Below are 16,503 nucleotides of genomic sequence, written 5' to 3'. Positions count from 1 at the left end.
CTTCACCACCAAGCCAACCGAACCTGAACCGCAGATCACCCCACAACCGGAACCGAAACAGCTGCCGTGACTACACCACCCCGCGGGACATGACCCTGGCCGCTGTTGCTCTCACCACCGCCGCGCTGGGCGCGGTAGCGGCGCTGCCCGCCTCCGCTGCCGGCCATCCGGCCCCTCAGCACCGGCCCGACGTGCGGATCAGCCGAGTGCAGTACGACTCGCCGGGGCGCGACGACCGCTCCAACCGCTCCCTGAACGGCGAATGGGTGGAACTGACCAACACCACCCGCGGTGCGGTCAACCTCGACGGATGGACGCTGTCGGACCGCGACCGCCACACCTACACCTTCCACCACTACCGCCTGGCCGCCCGGGCCACGGTCCGCATCCACACCGGCATCGGCCGCGACACCCGCACCGACTTGTACCAAGACCGCCGCGCCTACGTGTGGAACAACGACTCCGACACCGCCACCCTGCGCAACCAGCGCGGCGGCACCATCGACACCGTCTCCTGGGGCCGCCGCCGCGGATAAGCTGCCCACGTGCCGGTGACCGCCCCCCACCACCCGTTGATGAAACCGCTGTTCTCCCGCAGGGATCCAGGCGACGGATCGTTGTGCCGGAGGCAGTGAACTGCCACCGCCGAGCAACTCGCGGCCCGGTATCTCGCGCGCTGCGACCGTCCCCTGACGCCGGGCGAGCCACGCGACGCGCTCGCCCGGCACGGCCACGCCATCTCCGCTGCCCAGTTGAAGTGGGACATGCTCGCCCACTCCGCGTTCGTCCGTGCGTCCGGCGACCTGTGGACCGTCGGGCGTCCGGCACAGGGACAGGCGTGCCTGGCTCCCAGCTCAGTCAGTCCCCGCACGGGACGGAGCCCCGGCCGCGACCGCGTCGGTCACCGCGCGCGCCGACGACCACAACCGCGACCGGGTGGCGGCCGCGCCGCACGCCGTCGACCACCCGGGACGGGACGCCCCGCTCACCCCGGCGCAGCGGGCCGCCGCCGTCCACGCCCATCAGCAAGCCGCGACGCCCGAGGAGTGCCTGGAGGGCCGTACAACCGACCTGGCGACGTGGATGCACGCACCGGAGAACCTGGACCGGCTCGCCGCTCTCACCCGCGAGGCCGACGCCCGCCGCCACGCCATCGAGGACCGGGAGCTCCAGGCTTCGGGCGCCGACGGCCCTGCCGGCCCGCACCGGCTCCTCCACGGCCCGGAAAGGGCGCTCCACAGGTTGCTGCTACGGCGGCAACCAAAATCGGTGCAGCAAGGTCTCATGGATATGAGCCCTCGTTTCACGGTGCCGGGTGCGACACGATTGAGCATGGTCCGCCTGCTCGGGGCCAGCACGGTCATGATCGGTGCAGTTGCTGGGTGCACCACTCAGCCGACAGTGTGCGCGGCCTCGGCAGTGTCGGCGTTTCCCTCCGTCCAGCTAAACGTCTCGGCCTGGACGCGATCGCACCCACAGGCGACAGTGCGGGCCTGCGCCGGCACTCACTGCGTGTCATACCCAGCTGGAGAAGTCGGAGCACACCTGCACGTCCCGACTACGCCCGGCACCGACCCACGCCGCATTGTGACAGTGACCCTCACCGCGGACCAGGCCGGACAGCAGGTGCTCCGGACCAATACCCTGGTGCGGCTCGTGCACCACGCCACACACGATCCGTGTGGATCACGCGACTGGTGGATGGCGTCGGTCACCCTCACCGCGACGGGAAAACTCCAGCCCGGCTGATTATCGGCGCCTAGAGCCACAGTTAGGAAGATCGCGTATGCGGATCGGGGCTGACCTGCCGAGTTCTCCAACTGGGATGGCGCGTGGCCAGGCTCGTCGTTGCCCCGGTGTCACCCCGTAACGGACACCCAGGGGAACGCGTGTGACTCGGTTGCGTGTCCCACGCTGGCACGGACTGCTGCCGCGCCCGGTACCCAAAAGGCCTGCTGCGGCGACCGCCGTTGTCGCAGGCGCGCTCTACGGTCGGTGCATGACTTCCTTAGCGACCCCGTACCCGAGCGACCGCTGGCTGCTGCAGGTGACGATCCGGGCAGCGTGCGCTGATGACACCCGCTGGCATGAGCAGTTGGCGGTGTTGCGCTCCGTGTCCTCGTACGACCCCGCCACCCAGACCTGGAGCACCTTCATCGGAGTACTTGACCTGGCGAGTGTGCACGCGCTTCAGTCGCTCTTCGATGCCCCCCGATCGTTCGGGACGAACATCCAACTGGAGCCGGCATCCGTTCCGGCCACCTGGCAGGGACCGTCCTTCACGAGCGACAGTGGAATGGCCGTGCTCTTCAAAGTGCAAGCCGAAAAGGAGCGACCGCTCGGCCAACTACCCCTGGCCTGACCTGCGGCGCGCGATGAGTGCCTGACGCTGTCGGGGATTTTGGAAAGTCGGGCTCTTCTATGCGGGGCCCAGTCGCTGGAACGATCGGACTGCTCTAGCCAGCCGGCCTCCACCAGCTGCCGCGGCATCCGGGAGAAGACGGTGGGAGTCATGTCGACCTCGGGCGCGAGTTCCTGGCCGGGGGATCGGACAGCTCCGGTCAGGGCGGGCGGCATTGGGGTGTCGTGGTGTCGTGAAGTCAAGGGTGCCAACCGAAAAGACGCAGGGCCAGCGGGACTGACGGGACTCGTCTCTCCGATTGCCTGCATCCTTGGCGGGGCGGACTGACTGCCCTCTTGGGTCCCGTTTGGGTCCCGTGGGAGAAAGTGCTGGTCAGACGGCCATCGGGGGGACGGCACGGGACTGACGGGACTCAAACTTCAGGTTATCCCCATCAGGCGCGTGTGTATGCGCGCACGCGCGAAGAACCACCTGCAGCTGCTATCTGGCTCATATCTACAACCTTGGGTCCCGTCAGTCCCGCGCATCAGCCAAAGACCCCATCTGACCTGCATCTTCTCTGGCGGGACCCAAACGGGACCGAACGCCTCCCACGGGATTGAACCCCTCCACGGGACCAAGCCGACCGGCCGCAGGCCCTGTCCGCAAGGGACTGACGGGACTGACTTTTCGACACGCTTGCCCTGCCCCCCTGCTGTCGGTCCCGTGTGCGCTAACGTCTGTGCCGCATACGTAAATCTCAGTCCCGTCAGTCCCGTCAGCCGCGGCTACTCCGCAGGCTCACAAACGAGTTAACACCGAAACAAAACCGACAAGGACGCCCAGTGCCCGGCCAGGTTGTCACTCCCTTGCCAGTCCCCTCCGGACCTGGCGAGCCCCGCGACGTGGCTCGATGGTGCGCAGCTGCCGGCTGGCCGGTCCATCCCCTGGCACCTCGGCAAAAGACACCAGCGGCAAACTGTCAGGCCTGCCGGGACAACAGGCACAATCCGGCAGACTGCCCATGCATCGCGAGCGGCCGTTGGTGTCACGGCTTCCACGCCGCCACCACCTCACCCGAGCGCATCGACTCCTGGTGGTGGGCCCAACCCCGTTTCGGAGTCGGAGTTTCCTGCGGTCCCGCGAACCTCGTCGTTTTCGACGTGGACGCACACCACGCGGAAGTCCCCGACCGGTCCCGCCTCCTGCCGGGCATCCCTATCGGCCCCCAGGTCACGCTCACCGGACTCGCCACAGGCTTCGACACCCTGGCGCTTCTGGCCGCTGTGCGACGCCAGCCCAGCCCGGCCGAGGACGAAGGAACCCTCCGGGTGCGCACGCCCTCCGGCGGCCTGCACATCTGGTACCGCAATCCCAACCCCGAAATCCGCTACCGGTCCTCCACAGGGTCCAGTCCTAGGGTTGCCCTGGCTTGGCAGGTCGACATCCGCTCCGACGCGGGCTACATCGTCGCGCCGTCCACACGCACAACAGCTGGCACGTACACACGCGTCGGTGAAGCCCGCCGTCCGGCCTCTCTCCCTGCCTGGCTGGCTAGTGAACTCGCCCGCACCGGCCACGTCCCCCCAGCCAGGACACCCGACCCCGCGCCCGCCGTACCAGCCGCACGTATGCCCCGCCGCCGGGCACCGAAGGCGGCCAGCCGGATCCTCGAGCCCCTCCTCGATCAGGTCGCCGCATGTGCGGCCGTCCCCGAGGGCGCCGGCTTCACCGAGAAGCTGAACCGAGCTGCCTTCACCGCCGGAGGTCTTGCCCAGGGCGGCCACCTCACCGAAAGAGAAGCCAGGACCCTGCTGCTGGAGACCGCCAACAGGGCGCGCCCCCACCAGGAACGCCGCAACGTTGTGATCATCGAATCCGCTCTGTCCGCCGGCGCCCAACGCCCGTTCCACCCCAAAGGACGCTCATGAGCAGCGCCGAGCCGCCCCGCTTCGACGCCGTAGCCGCCGCCGAGCAGATCCACCAGCAGCAGAGCTTCGACATTCCCCTGCCCGACGAGTCCCCCCTGCTCCCGGCGCAGGCGGTCCCCGAGGGCGCCCGCCGTCCCGTCCCACCTGCCGCGGGGCTGCTGCCGGAGGAACTGACCGACCGGGCCAACGCGAAACTGTTCGCGCGCCTATACAGCGACCGCTTCCGGCACGTTGAAGGACTGGGCTGGTACTGCTGGGACCAATACCGGTGGAAGCGCACCGGCGGAGAGAAAGGCGCCATGTGGGCGGCCGGCGACATGGCCGAGCAGATGCCGCGCACCGACCCGCGCGGCATCTTCAGTGACCGCGAACTCGCCGCGCACCGCCGCCGCACCCAGTCCACCGCAGGCATGAAAGCACTCCTGCAGCAGGCGCAGGCAGCCCCCGGCCTCAGCATGGACCCCGACACCCTGGACGGCGACGTCTACGCTCTGTGCACCCCAGGCGGCGTTGTCGACCTCAAAACCGGTGAGCTGCGCAAACCCGATCCGCTGAACGACAAGCACTCCCGGGCCACCACGGTGGGGCCCGAGGACGTGCCGATCCCACGGTGGCACAACTTCCTGCACGACACCTTCGGCGACGACGACAAGGGCCGGGAGACCATTGCCTTCCTGCACCTGCTGCTCGGCTACTCCGTCACCGGAGACGTCGGTGCCCAAGTCCTGCCGTTCCTCTACGGCTCCGGCGCCAACGGCAAGTCCGTCCTGCTCGAAGTGATGATGCAAATCCTCGGCGACTACGCCAACGCCGCACCACCGGGCTTTTTGATGGAAAAGGGTAAATTCACCGAACACAGCACAGAACTCACCGAACTCCATGGCCGGCGCATCGTCGTCTGCAGCGAACTCAAACCCAACGACAAGTTCAACGAAGCCCGCGTCAAACTCCTCACCGGCGGCGATACCATCACCGCCCGCCGCATGAGACAGGACTTCTTCACCTTCACCCCCACCCACAAACTGTGGCTCCTGGGCAACCACCGGCCGGAAGTCGGCACCGGAGGCTACGCCTTCTGGCGGCGCATGCGGCTCATCCCCTTCGAACGCAAAGTGCCCAATGCGCGCAAGATCGACAACCTTGCCCAGGAACTCGTCCGTGACGAAGGAGCCGGCATCCTGCACTGGCTCATCCAGGGAGCCCGCCGCTACCTCGCCACCCGCGACCCCCTCCACGGCCCCGCCTCCGTACGCCTGGCCACCGAGGCCTACGAGAAAACCGAAGACCACATCGGCCGCTTCATCGCCGAACGGTGCACCACGACAACCGACGGACAGCCCAACCCAGACCTGCGCGTCGAGCAGAAGCTCCTCTACGAAACGTATGGCCGCTGGTGCTCCGAGGAAGGTATCCGCCCGGCCACCAGCCGAGCTTTCGCCAGCCGCATCCGCCAGGAACTCGGCCTGTCCTCCCCAGCGGAAATGATCAAGAACAACGACCGCAAGCTGTACCCCGGACTCGCATTGCTCCCGGACGCCGGAACAGAAACCGACAGATGACCGCCGTGACGCACCCCGGCACGCTGGGGAGTCCTGCCGACGCGCCGTACGATGAAAACCGCGACCTCGAACAGCGCCCTGCGTACAACCAGAGGACCAGCGGATACGCCACACAGGCCGGCCCCAGGCCGGCCGATGACCACCAGGAGGGTCTGCGGCCATGAGCTCGATGCTGCAAGACAGCCAGCTCACCGACGAGGCAGAAGTGGTGTGGCTGGAAGACCCGTCAGACCTCGACTACGTCAGGCAGGCCCTGGACAAGGTACACAGCCGACGAGGCAAGCCCCGCTACGAACGCGACGGACGTCTCATCGGCTACACCAACCTCAAAGCCGGCGCCGCAAGCGACCCTGACAGCGGCCTCTTCGCCCGCCGCACCTTCTTCCTCCTCCCTCACGATCGTGACAACGACCCCACCGGACCGTACGAAGTCGGCGCTCCAGGGGAAGCCGTTGATCCCAGCACGATTGAGGCCGGGAAGGTCGGCGCCAAGACTCCCCGTTCCCAAAGGGGCCGCACTGCTGAGATAGCACCAGTCGGCAAGTAACCAAGCCAAAAAAGGCTCTCCTGCCGTATGTGTGGGTGCTCTGACCTGCCCTGATACAGGAAACACGCCGTCTCCTGTGATCCTTGAGGTGTCTAGACTCAAGTTGGATCAAGCAGGAAAACGGCGTGTCCCTCTTCAGGATATGGAAGCGGACGCTGACTGCCGAACACACGGTGGTCGAGGGCGTCCGGATCGATGAAAACGAACAGTGCGTGATCGTGTCGGTACGGCCCGATGCGCGCCGTCGGCAGCGGTGCGGGATCTGCCGGCGCCCGGCGCCCTGGTACGACACGGGACGAGGCCGGCGCCGGTGGCGGGACCTCGACCACGGCGTGATGCGTGTGTTCCTGGAGGCGGCCGCGCCGCGGGTGGCCTGCCGCGAGCACGGGACGACCGTCGCCGCGGTGCCCTGGGCCCGTCACGGCGCCGGGCATACCCACGCCTTCGACGCCCAGACGGCATGGATGGCCGCCGAGTGCTCCAAGAGCGCGGCCGCGCAGCTGATGCGCACCTCCTGGCGGACCATCGGCGCGATCGTCGAGCGATACGTCGCCGACCGCGACCGGCTGGTCGACCGGCTGTCGGGGCTGCGGCGGATCGGCATCGACGAGATCAGCCACCGCAAGGGGCAGAAGTACATGACCGTCGTCGTGGACCACGACACCGCGAAGGTGGTGTGGATGGCCGACGGCCACGGCAAGGACGTCCTGCACCGCTTCTTCAACGCCCTCGGCAAGCGGCGCACCGCCAAACTCACGCACATCAGCGCCGACGGCGCGCTCTGGATCGCTGAGGTCCTGGCCGACCGGGCCGCGTCGACGGTGCGCGTGATGGACCCCTTTCACGTGGTCGCGTGGGCCACCGACGCCCTGGATGTCGAACGCCGTGCCTCGTGGAACCGCGCCCGCCGCCAGGCCGCCGATCCTGACACCGCCCGAGCGCTGAAAGACTCCCGCTTCGCGCTGTGGAAGAACCAGGCAGACCTCACCGATCGGCAGGCCGCGAAACTCACCTGGATCGCCGCCACCGATCCCCGCCTGCACCGCGCTTGGCGCCTGAAGGAAGCCCTCCGCGCGGTATTCACCCTCGCCAAGACCCGGCCTACCGCCGCCCTGTCCGCTCTGGACCGCTGGATCGGCTGGGCCCGCCGCTGCCGCATCGACAGCTTCGTCGACCTCCAGCGCCGCATCCGCCGCCACCGTCAGGCGATCCGTGCCGCCTTGACCACCGGCATGAGCAACGGACTGATCGAGAGCACGAACACCAAGACCCGCCTGATCATCCGACGCGGCTTCGGCTTCCACACCGCCGACGCCATCATCGCCCTCGCCATGCTCACCCTCGCCGGCGACCGCCCCACCCTCCCCGGCCGCCAACCCGCCACAGAATGACCCACACATACGGCAGGAGAGCCCCAAAAAACCACGGTTGACCGGCATAGAAGCATTCATCGACCGCATCCGCGCCCCGTCGGTGGCGTGACCCCAGCCTGATGGGGCGGCCGAAGGGCAGCTCGGCAGCGGGGCTGGGTCGGGGTAGCCCGCTCTTCCTCGGGCGTGTGCCGGTGGGCGGTGGGCAAGGCCGCGTTGTCGGTGGCGGCTGGGAGGCTGATCGGCATGAATGGCGATGAGCAGCTGCTGCGTGGCCGTGTCTATGGCGCCGACCACGAGGACCCCGGCCCGGTACCGGGTCAGCGCTACGTCGAACTGGTGGGCGGGCCGCTGGACGGCTTGCTGCTCGACATTACCGGCTGGGCGCAGGACGAGATCGACACCGGTGTCGCCCTCCAGACCGAGCTGGGGCAGTTCGGCGCTGGCGGCCGAGCGGCGTACGACCCGCGCCCCGGCGACTCGCGCCGCTTCGAGTGGACCGGCGACATCCCGTGAAGGCTCCGGTCGGTGCCATTGAGCCGGGTGACCATCTCAGCACCGGTGAACCGGGTGCCGCCGCCGGAGCGTGGAGCAGAGCATGAGGCCGATGAGGGACGAACACGTCGCGGAACCGGGGCTCGTCGTCGTGGATGTCGCGGCCGCGGACGACGACTCCGTCTTCGCTTTCCAACAGGCGCTCGCCGGACGCTGGGCGACCGCGGCAGATGACCGGACGACTGGGACGCCCGGCGAGCCGGGCGTACGACTGCGCTGCTACCTCGATCTGCGCCAGGAGCTCACCGGCGTGGTCGGGCCGACCACGAAGCCGACCACGGCCTGAGACGGCTCATGACGAGGTGCCCGTCCCGGGCCGCCGACATCACCACAGGCAAGGGGTGCGTCGGTGAGGAGATTGCTCGCTACCAAAGGGTCACGGACGCCTAGCAGAAATGGCAACCGGCTGGGTGGACAGCACCGACGCCGACCAGTGGCGCCAGGAAGTGCTACAGATCCACTCGAAACACCCACTGATCACTAATCGTGACCGCTTCACGGAAGTCGTGCCAGAACCTGAGAAGTGATGTCACGAGTGTGGCGGTTTCAGTCCCGTCAGGGCGCTGGAGGGCGCAGGCAAGCCAACAGGATCGTCCCCGTCCGCAATCGCCGGCTTCACCGTTGCGTCCGGCGCCGTTGTCTCCGAGGCCCGTCGGCGGATGCGGTGCAGCGGTGCCGGGCATTCCCCGGCACCGCGCGAAGGGCGCTTGTGCCCCGGCCGCGGCTCAGCCGGATGATCCAGCCACTCCCGCGGGCCGCCAGGCGGACATCTTCGTGTAGTGCTGGACCAGCGTTGCCCGGGTCCACGCGCCGTTGGCGTAGCGCATGGCGTGGAAGAGCGTGCCGCGGTTATCGTCGGAGGCGAAAACGAGCTGGAGGTTTCCTGCCACGTTGACGGCGGTGACCTCCTGCAGCACGGTGCCGTTGAAGCCCGCGCGGTTGAAGTCCACCCGCGCGTTGATGTCGTCCCAGGCGCTCCAGCGCCCGTTCGGGCTGCGGATGGTGTGGTACTGCGCGACCTGGCCGTTGGTCAGCACGACCATCTGCAGGCTGCTGCCGAATCCGGCCATTGCTACCCGGATCGGCATGCCCCAGTGGCGGGGAGTGCCGGCCCTGGACAGCACGTTGCTCCAAGGCGTCCACCTGCCGTTCGCGCCGAGCGCGGTGTGCAGAACGGTGCGGTGGATCTGGTCGACCGCGGCCACCTGCAGCCCTCCGCCGACCGAGGCGGCCGACAGGCTCTCGAACCAGTCGTTGCGGTAGGCGCCGCCCGGCGCCACCTGGTCGGGAGCGGTCCAGGTGCCGTCGGACTGCTCCATGGTGTGCATCAGGCGGCCGGTGGTGTCGATGTACACCAGGTGCACACGGGTTCCTACGACGGCTGCCGCGAGGTAGTTCCGCGTCGGCTTGGAGGTCACCCGCACCGGCGCCAGGCCGTGCATCGGGGTGGGGCTGGGCCAGCTGCCGTCCGGGTTCTGGGTGGTCTCCTCCAAGGTGACGTCCGAGCCGGTGGGCTTCTCGATGAACAGACGCAGCCGGCCATTTTGCACCACGTCGGTGAAGTCGTAGAAGAACCCGCTCTTGAACAGCTGCTTGGTCGGGGCCCATTTGCCGTTGGCGTATCGGGCGGTCTGCAGGATCTCCCAGTTGGCGCCCTGCACGAGCAGGTCGAGCCCGCCCTTGCCGGCCATGGCCGCCGGGTGGGCCGGGGAGGCGGTACCTGCCGGGGAGGCGGCGGCCGCCGCCTGTGAAGCAGCGGGTGCTGCCAGGGGAGTGAGACTGATCGCGGCGGCGAGGCACAGTCGCGCTACCCGCCGAAGGTATGGCTTCAAGGAACCCTCTGATGCGTAGGAGACAGAGGGGGATCCTAGGGGATGCCGTGAAGACCCGAACAGCCGTGCGCCCGGCGGATCCTGGACCGCGATCCCATCTAGACCCGATAACCCCGCACCGCCCTGTGACGGGCCCGGCCTCCGCTCAGGCCGCGCCTGTCGCCGTCTCCACGGCTCTCGTTGTCGGTGGCGACTGCAAGTCTGACGGCGTGAACGGAGATGAGCAGCTGCTGAACGGCCGCGTCTATGGCCACGACCACGACGACCCCAACCCCGGCCCGCTGGACGGCCTGCTGCTGGACATCCACGGATGGCGGACCGAGGAAGTCGACGACGGCGCGGCCTTGTCCACCGAGCTGTCGCGGTGGCCCGGTGGCCGCGCCCTGTACGACCCGGACCCCGGCGAGCCCCGCACACCGGGCCCGGGTGTGATGTGCCGCTTCTACTACTCCGGCGCCACGCCCTGACCACAGGCCGACCATGGGCCTGACCACGGCAGGTCAGCGTGCTTGCGTACCTCGCTGATCGTCTGCGCGCCCGGCGTTCTGCGAGGACGATGCCTGGGTGTGCGCCTTCCTCACCGTCTTCCGCGCCACGGCCTTCTTCGCCGGTGTGGCCGGCGCCTCCTGAGGGTCCGCGTCGCCCGTCTCGCCCCGCGCCGCCCGGGCCTTGGCGACCGACTCCTGCAGCGCGGCCATCAGGTCCACCAGCTGATCCGGCCGGGCCGCCGGCTCCGGGACCTCCGGCGACCGGCGATCTTCCTGCTTGGCCTCGATCACCGCGTGCAGCGCCTCGGTGTAGCGGTCGATGAACTCGGGGCCGGTGAGGTCGTCGCGGGTCATGGCCTCGATCAGCGCCAAGGCCTCGCCGATCTCGTCTTCGTCGAGGTGGACCGGAGAGGGCACCACGGTGGCGGGGGCGCTGATTTCGTCCGGCCACCACAAGCCGTGCAAAGCGATCACGTCGCCGCGGACCCGCAGCAGACCGAGCCGCTCACGGTCGTGCCACGCAAACCGCGCGACCGCGACCTGCGAAGCCCGCTCCAGGGCGTGCCGCAGCACCAGGTACGGCTTCGCGGCGACGGCACCCTGCGGCTGGAGGTGGTACCCGGGGCCGATGCGCAGTGGGTCGACGGCGGCGGCCGGGATGAACGCGATCAGTTCGATGGCGCGCGCCGTGGTCAGCGGCAGGGCCCGAAGCTCTTCGTCCGTGACCGGGATGACCCGGCCGTCCGGCAGTTCATAGCTACGCCCTACTTCGCCGAAGGTGACCTCGCGGTCCTCGACCTCGCACCAGTAGTGGTTGCGCACCAGGCCGTGGTCGGCGGTGTGTATCCGCCGGAAGCGCACACTGTGATCTTCGATCGCGCGCAGGACCGTGATCGGCACGCTGACCAGTCCGAACGAGATAGCGCCGTTGAAGATGCTCACGGGCATGACATACCTCCAGAGCCCCGAACACCTCCAGCGTAGAAGCCGAGCCACAGCCAAGCACGAGCAAGGCTGGCCTCGCCGCAGGCCTACATGTCGGGAGCCTGGCGCAGGTCCAGGAAGAACCGCAGACGTACGCCGGGCTCGTCAGGCTCCCGCGTTGTACGGTTCGCCGGCGCGGTTGTCTTTCGCGCGCCGACGTAGTCGGTAGCTCCTGAGCAGGCCACAGGTGCCCCTGCCACGAGAACCCGACTCAATGAGAGTGACACGGCCATGTGAGGTCCCAATCCACCTGGTGGTTGGGGAGGGTGAAGCGGATACCGCGCGTCGGTGCATCCGGACGACGACACTTGGTTTGCGGTTCACTGTTCCGATATGCGGTGTATGAGCCCTTAATGGTGGGTGGCGCAAGGTGGCGCTTCTGGCGGGTTCAGCGAGAGCGGATATGCGCCTGGCGTGCGCCCGGCACACTTCTATCGTGGACGGACCGTGATGGAGCCGTCGCAAGCTGTCCTTCCTGGAGCGCGTATATCTCCCTGATCACCTTGGGGATATCGCCCGGGTGGGAGGCCTCTACGCCCAGCGACCCTCGTAAGGAGGCATCGCGCGCACGCATGACGTGCGCCGACACCATGATGTCCGCATCCCTCATCCATGACGTCAGCGCCCAGTACGTGGCCTCGGTGCTGTTCGCTTTCACGGTGCTCGCCGCCGGCACGCTGCGGGCAGCCTGGCGGCGCAGGACCCGCCGTCAGCGCCAGGACGTGACTGCTCGGTTGAGTCCCGAACCCGTGGAGTCAGCCGTGGACGAACGCGACCTTCGCGTGACGGAGCCGGTGCAGGAGCCGAATAGGTCGTCCGAAGGACGACGTGAGGCGTCGTCATGAAGACGACAGAAAACTCGGGCGGCACGAGCAGTCCCAAGAAGCACCACAACCGAGCATGGGCTTGGTCGCTGCTGACCGAGAAGACGCCCGGTGTCCGCCGGCTCCTGAGCTACGACAGCGACTCCCCAGGCCGTTTGACGGACGTCGCCCGTAACTACGACCGCATCTGCCAGCGGGCTGAGGGCGTCCTGCAGCCTGACGCCACGGAACCCGAGATCCTGGCCGCCCTCCTGGCCATCCGCATGCTCCGCGAGAAGCTCGACCACGATGAACTGAAGCTCACCACCTTGGCGCGCACAAAGCGCATCACGTGGGCTCGCATCGCCGAGTGGCAGGAGCTGAGCGGCCGCCAGGCAGCTGAGCGACGACACCTCCAACTCGGAAGGGCCTACATACACCCTGACGGCACCGTGCCTGCCACACAGAGCGAGCGAGTCGAGTACGCCCGCGCCCTCCGCAGCCGCCGGGCGGAACGTCAGTGGGCGCTGAGCAACGCGGTGCGGATCCGGCGCGTCGCTGCGCAACTGGCTGCCATCGAAGACCTGCAACAGCGGGTGGACCGCTCTGACGAGGCCCGGATCATGCATGCCATCCGCAATGGCAAGGAGGTGCCACCGCAGTCGCCGCGGGAGCCGCTCGTGTGGCCCAAAGCCCTGCGGGAATGTGTCGCCGAGGACGAGCGCTTCCGTCGGAGCCCGCCGCCCCCGGTCGACGACGGCCTGAACGATCCCGAGTCCCAGCGCCAGAAGCAGGAGACGGACATCGTGCACCGCCTTCTGGGCCTGATCGGCTACGCCGCCAACCCCCGAAACATAGAACTGGCCGACCTACCGGACCTGGTCGATGCAATCTTCGACCTCTACAACGACTCTCAGCAGGCAGCGAGAACCCGCCGCTGAACCAGCGCACAACCGAGCAGAACCCTTGGGCGGCCATCCCTCGGCCAGCCGCAGGGGGCACGGTCGGCTGACGCCACGGCGACGAGCTCAAACTTCAGTGACCGCTCAAGATTCTTTGAGACGGGACAGGAGGGCGGCGGCCGTACGACGCGCCGCCCTTCCCTCGGCCGGCCAGGTCAGTTGGTGAAGTAGAAGTACGACCAGGCGCCGTACGTCGTGGTGTTCACGCTGTCACCCGAGGAGGGGTCGATGTACGCGGCGCGCACCCGGGCGCGTACACCCGACGTCCCCGGGTGGCCCAGGTTGACGATGCACTTGCCGCTCGTTCCGAGCGGGAAGTACTCCGAGTCCGTCGTGTACCACGTGCCGTTGGAGTAGACCTGGAGGTCCAGGCGCTCCTTGCGGCCCTTGTAGTACGTCATCGTGGTGGTCAGGACGGCGTCGGTCTTCTTGTGGAAGTAGTAGTAGCGGGTCGAGCCGATCGTGCCTGTCCGGTAGTACTTGGACAGCGAGCTGGCGATCTTCACGTGCGCGTACGCGGTGGACTTGACGGTCCGCGCGCCGTACTGGGAGTCGCCCTTGAAGACGGCGGTCACGGCGGTGTCGCGCGACATGTTGACGGTCGCCGACAGATTGCCGTGCGCGTCGACCTTGCCGGTCTTCAGCAGCTTGTTCGGCTTGTCCGCGCCGTAGGGGTCGGCCCAGATCTCCACCGTGCGGTTGCTGTAGGTGGTGCCGAGGTGAGCCGTGAAGACGACGTTCTTGCCGTAGTCGTACGCCTTGCCGTTGTTGGTGAGCGTCAGGGCGGGCGTGGCCCGAGAGACGGCGACGGTTGCCGAGGCGGATGCCGGGGTGTGCGCGGCGTCCCCGGCGTACGTCACCGTGTACCGCACCGTCCCGCCGGCCGGGGGCACGTCAGTGAAGGAGAACGCGCCGTTCGCGCCCAGTGCCGTGGTGCCGAGGGACTTGCCCGACGGGGACAGCAGGTCGGTGCGTACGACGTTCAGCAGCGTTCCGGCCGGCGGCGTCAGACCGGCGGCGAGCGTGCCCTTGACGGTAAGTGTCTTGGCGCGCGTGGCCGTGGCCGGGGCGTTCGCGGTCAGCTTCGTCACGTACTTGCGCGGTTCGGTCACGACGTGGAACTGCATGGAGCCGGACGACCCGGTCAGCACGAACAGCTTCGTGCCGTCCGCCGACCAAGCGGTCGAGTGCCCGCCCCACGGCATCCACGCGTCCGACAGGTTGCGGACGCTGGCGGGGGCGTCGGCGCCGCCGGGGAAGACGTAGGTGTCGCCGGTGTTGCCGATGTCGAGCGAGGTCGCCGCGACCGTGCCGTCCGAGGCGACGCTGACGGTCTCCGACTCGTCCGTGACCGGGTACTCGTGCACCTTCTGGAGGTCGGAGAGCCGGTATTCGACGACCGCCTGGTGTCCCTGCCCGACCACGAGGATCGACTGTCCGTCCGGCGTGAGCGCGGCGTCTCGGTAGAAGCCGCCCTCGTTCGCGGTGACGCGGATGACCGGGGTGCCGGACGAGACGTCGTAGACGACGATCGGCCCGGTGCTGATGTCGCCGTCCAGGGCGACGAGGGTGTCCGGGTTCGCCGGGTCGGCGTACAGCATCGGTGTGCTGGCGAAGTCGTGGGCGCCCGCGTGATCGAGGGTCACGGTCGCCGGGTCGGTGGTCAGGTCGACCTCGCCGAGCCCGGAGTCCCACTGGTCGCCGTAGCCGAACCAGATCCGGCCCTGGGTGAGGGCGATCCGGCGCGGCGCCGTCCCGGCGCCGGTCGGGTACTCGGCGGTCTGCGTGAGCGTCGCGGTGTCGATGGCGACGATCTTGTCTGCTCCGGTGACGGCGGCGTACAGCGTGCTGCCGTCCGGGCTCAGCTGGAGGTCGGACACCCCGGACAGGCCGGTGAGCGTCGTGACCACCTTGCCAGTGTAATCGGCGACGGCGATCACGTCGCCGCCGCTGATGTAGAGGTGCTGGTGGGCGCCGTCGACGACGGTGTCGAGTACGTTGTCGACGCCGATCGGCGCGCTGGTGTCGGCGGCCGCCGGGACGCCCGCGAGTACCACGGAGCCGAAGAGGGCTGCCGTCGCGACGGCAGCTGGAAGTGTGCGGATGCGCACGGTGATTTGAACCCCCAAAGCGTGTGGCTGCTGTGTGCAGCCTGTACCGGCCCTGCGGTCGGTGAAGTGAAGGGTAGGGCAGCACTCCGACACTCCCCGCGGCGCCCTCGGTCCTGCGCGGGAGGTCCGCCAGGAAGCGGGTGAAGACGCCGACGCTGGTGAGGGATTGGGCCGTGAGCGGAATCCGACGGGCTGGACGTTGTGGGGCAGCCTGAGCAGACCGTGGGGGCAGAGGGCGCGGTTCCGCCGCCAAGACGGCGGCATCAACGTTAGGTCTTCGGACCGACAGCAAAGCCGCGGCTGAAGAGGCCGGGGCTTCGTCGTCCGACGACACCGGCGTACCGCGGCTCACCGGGAAACTCCACACTCCTTCGCGGGAAGACCGACACCCCGCGGCCCGCCTTTCAGCCCGCCAGTTGGCCATGCCGTGGTCGCGGGCATGCCCCCGACCACGCGTCCGACCACGATCGGCAAAGCCCGGACCATAGCTGCTGAGCGGCCTGCCGGGCGCCGGTGGCCGCGTCGCGTCGACTGGTCCGCGGCAGCCCTACCGATGCGCGCAGGCTGCCGCGCCCGATCACGACCATGGCCTGGCCCGAGTACCCCGACCACAGGCCCGAGCACGGCAGGTCAGTTGAGTTTCTGGCGCAGGTCCAGGTAGCAGCGCAGCCGCACGCCGGGTTCACCGGCGTCCCGGGTGGTGCGGTCTGCTGTCGCGGTCGCCCACCGTGTGGCGAGCGCCTGCTGGAAGGCGAACGCCGTTGCATCATCGGCGGCGGCGACCTCCACCACGACCAGGCCCGGCTCCGCCATGTGCGTGTCGCTGATTGGTCCCATGCCTGGCACTACGCGCAGACTCCGTCAGAGGTTCTCCCACCGCGGCGTCTTCACCCGACCGAGTACGCCCGAGTCCTGCCGGCGGGCCGGCTAGGAGCGTGTCTCAGTAACCGGCAACCCGTCTGCGGTTCGTGATCATTCATGCGGGATGATCTCGGTATGAGTGGTGGCGATGGGCTGTTC

At 68.4% G+C, this 16,503-nt stretch carries 17 protein-coding genes; 11 read left to right on the top strand and 6 right to left on the bottom strand.

Going from position 1 to position 16,503, the window contains the following annotated elements:
• The first annotated feature begins 89 nt into the window (after window positions 1-89).
• Entirely contained in the window at window positions 90-536 is a 447-nt protein-coding gene (locus ACFYX0_RS42910; RefSeq protein ID WP_388980059.1) for a lamin tail domain-containing protein, read from the top strand.
• A 322-nt stretch (window positions 537-858) separates the two neighbouring features.
• Here the strand turns inward: ACFYX0_RS42910 and ACFYX0_RS42905 are convergent, their stop codons facing one another.
• Complete coding sequence (locus ACFYX0_RS42905; protein WP_388980057.1) at window positions 859-1,239, bottom strand: hypothetical protein; 381 nt, start codon at window positions 1,237-1,239, stop codon at window positions 859-861.
• A 760-nt stretch (window positions 1,240-1,999) separates the two neighbouring features.
• Here ACFYX0_RS42905 and ACFYX0_RS42900 point away from each other — a divergent pair.
• From ACFYX0_RS42900 to ACFYX0_RS42870, 7 genes are all read left to right on the top strand, one after another.
• A complete protein-coding gene (locus ACFYX0_RS42900) occupies window positions 2,000-2,362 on the top strand; it encodes a hypothetical protein (protein ID WP_388980054.1) in 363 nt (120 codons plus the stop codon).
• An 884-nt stretch (window positions 2,363-3,246) separates the two neighbouring features.
• On the top strand, window positions 3,247-4,272 hold the full coding sequence (locus ACFYX0_RS42895) for a bifunctional DNA primase/polymerase (protein WP_388980051.1): 1,026 nt from the start codon (window positions 3,247-3,249) through the stop codon (window positions 4,270-4,272).
• A complete protein-coding gene (locus tag ACFYX0_RS42890; RefSeq protein WP_355924645.1) occupies window positions 4,269-5,831 on the top strand; it encodes a phage/plasmid primase, P4 family in 1,563 nt (520 codons plus the stop codon). The genes ACFYX0_RS42895 and ACFYX0_RS42890 overlap by 4 nt, the downstream gene beginning before the upstream one ends.
• A 160-nt stretch (window positions 5,832-5,991) precedes the next feature.
• Entirely contained in the window at window positions 5,992-6,378 is a 387-nt protein-coding gene (locus ACFYX0_RS42885) for a DUF6009 family protein (protein WP_355924643.1), read from the top strand.
• A gap of 125 nt (window positions 6,379-6,503) precedes the next feature.
• Window positions 6,504-7,769 (top strand): ISL3 family transposase, encoded by a 1,266-nt coding sequence (locus ACFYX0_RS42880; RefSeq protein WP_388980048.1) that lies wholly within the window; start codon window positions 6,504-6,506, stop codon window positions 7,767-7,769.
• 225 nt (window positions 7,770-7,994) lie between these two features.
• A complete protein-coding gene (locus ACFYX0_RS42875) occupies window positions 7,995-8,264 on the top strand; it encodes a hypothetical protein (protein ID WP_388980045.1) in 270 nt (89 codons plus the stop codon).
• Window positions 8,265-8,355: 91 nt separating this feature from the next.
• A complete protein-coding gene (locus ACFYX0_RS42870; RefSeq protein ID WP_388980043.1) occupies window positions 8,356-8,589 on the top strand; it encodes a DUF6207 family protein in 234 nt (77 codons plus the stop codon).
• A gap of 439 nt (window positions 8,590-9,028) precedes the next feature.
• Here the strand turns inward: ACFYX0_RS42870 and ACFYX0_RS42865 are convergent, their stop codons facing one another.
• Window positions 9,029-9,994 carry a hypothetical protein gene (locus ACFYX0_RS42865; protein WP_388980041.1) on the bottom strand — a complete coding sequence of 322 codons (966 nt, stop codon included), beginning with the start codon at window positions 9,992-9,994 and terminating at the stop codon, window positions 9,029-9,031.
• A gap of 350 nt (window positions 9,995-10,344) precedes the next feature.
• Between ACFYX0_RS42865 and ACFYX0_RS42860 the strand changes: the two genes are divergently transcribed.
• Complete coding sequence (locus tag ACFYX0_RS42860) at window positions 10,345-10,602, top strand: hypothetical protein (protein ID WP_355924072.1); 258 nt, start codon at window positions 10,345-10,347, stop codon at window positions 10,600-10,602.
• Window positions 10,603-10,635: 33 nt separating this feature from the next.
• Here the strand turns inward: ACFYX0_RS42860 and ACFYX0_RS42855 are convergent, their stop codons facing one another.
• Both ACFYX0_RS42855 and ACFYX0_RS42850 read right to left on the bottom strand, forming a co-directional pair.
• A complete protein-coding gene (locus ACFYX0_RS42855) occupies window positions 10,636-11,571 on the bottom strand; it encodes a Ku protein (RefSeq protein ID WP_388980038.1) in 936 nt (311 codons plus the stop codon).
• 83 nt (window positions 11,572-11,654) lie between these two features.
• A complete protein-coding gene (locus ACFYX0_RS42850; protein ID WP_388980036.1) occupies window positions 11,655-11,840 on the bottom strand; it encodes a DUF6207 family protein in 186 nt (61 codons plus the stop codon).
• Between the two features lie 357 nt (window positions 11,841-12,197).
• Between ACFYX0_RS42850 and ACFYX0_RS42845 the strand changes: the two genes are divergently transcribed.
• Entirely contained in the window at window positions 12,198-12,452 is a 255-nt protein-coding gene (locus tag ACFYX0_RS42845; protein WP_388980034.1) for a hypothetical protein, read from the top strand.
• Entirely contained in the window at window positions 12,449-13,351 is a 903-nt protein-coding gene (locus ACFYX0_RS42840) for a hypothetical protein (RefSeq protein WP_388980033.1), read from the top strand. Before ACFYX0_RS42845 ends, ACFYX0_RS42840 begins: the two co-directional genes overlap by 4 nt.
• A 176-nt stretch (window positions 13,352-13,527) precedes the next feature.
• Here ACFYX0_RS42840 and ACFYX0_RS42835 read toward each other — a convergent pair whose 3' ends face one another.
• Both ACFYX0_RS42835 and ACFYX0_RS42830 read right to left on the bottom strand, forming a co-directional pair.
• Window positions 13,528-15,483, bottom strand: a complete 1,956-nt coding sequence (locus ACFYX0_RS42835; protein WP_388980030.1) for a YncE family protein — start codon at window positions 15,481-15,483, stop codon at window positions 13,528-13,530.
• Window positions 15,484-16,113: 630 nt separating this feature from the next.
• Window positions 16,114-16,320, bottom strand: a complete 207-nt coding sequence (locus ACFYX0_RS42830; RefSeq protein ID WP_388980028.1) for a DUF6207 family protein — start codon at window positions 16,318-16,320, stop codon at window positions 16,114-16,116.
• Window positions 16,321-16,503 lie beyond the last annotated feature (183 nt).

The organism is Streptomyces sp. NPDC002573, from assembly GCF_042889625.1.
GTDB lineage: Bacteria > Actinomycetota > Actinomycetes > Streptomycetales > Streptomycetaceae > Streptomyces > Streptomyces gibsoniae.
Note: the sequence above shows the minus strand (reverse complement) of the source record. Positions and strands in the feature narration are given on the sequence as shown.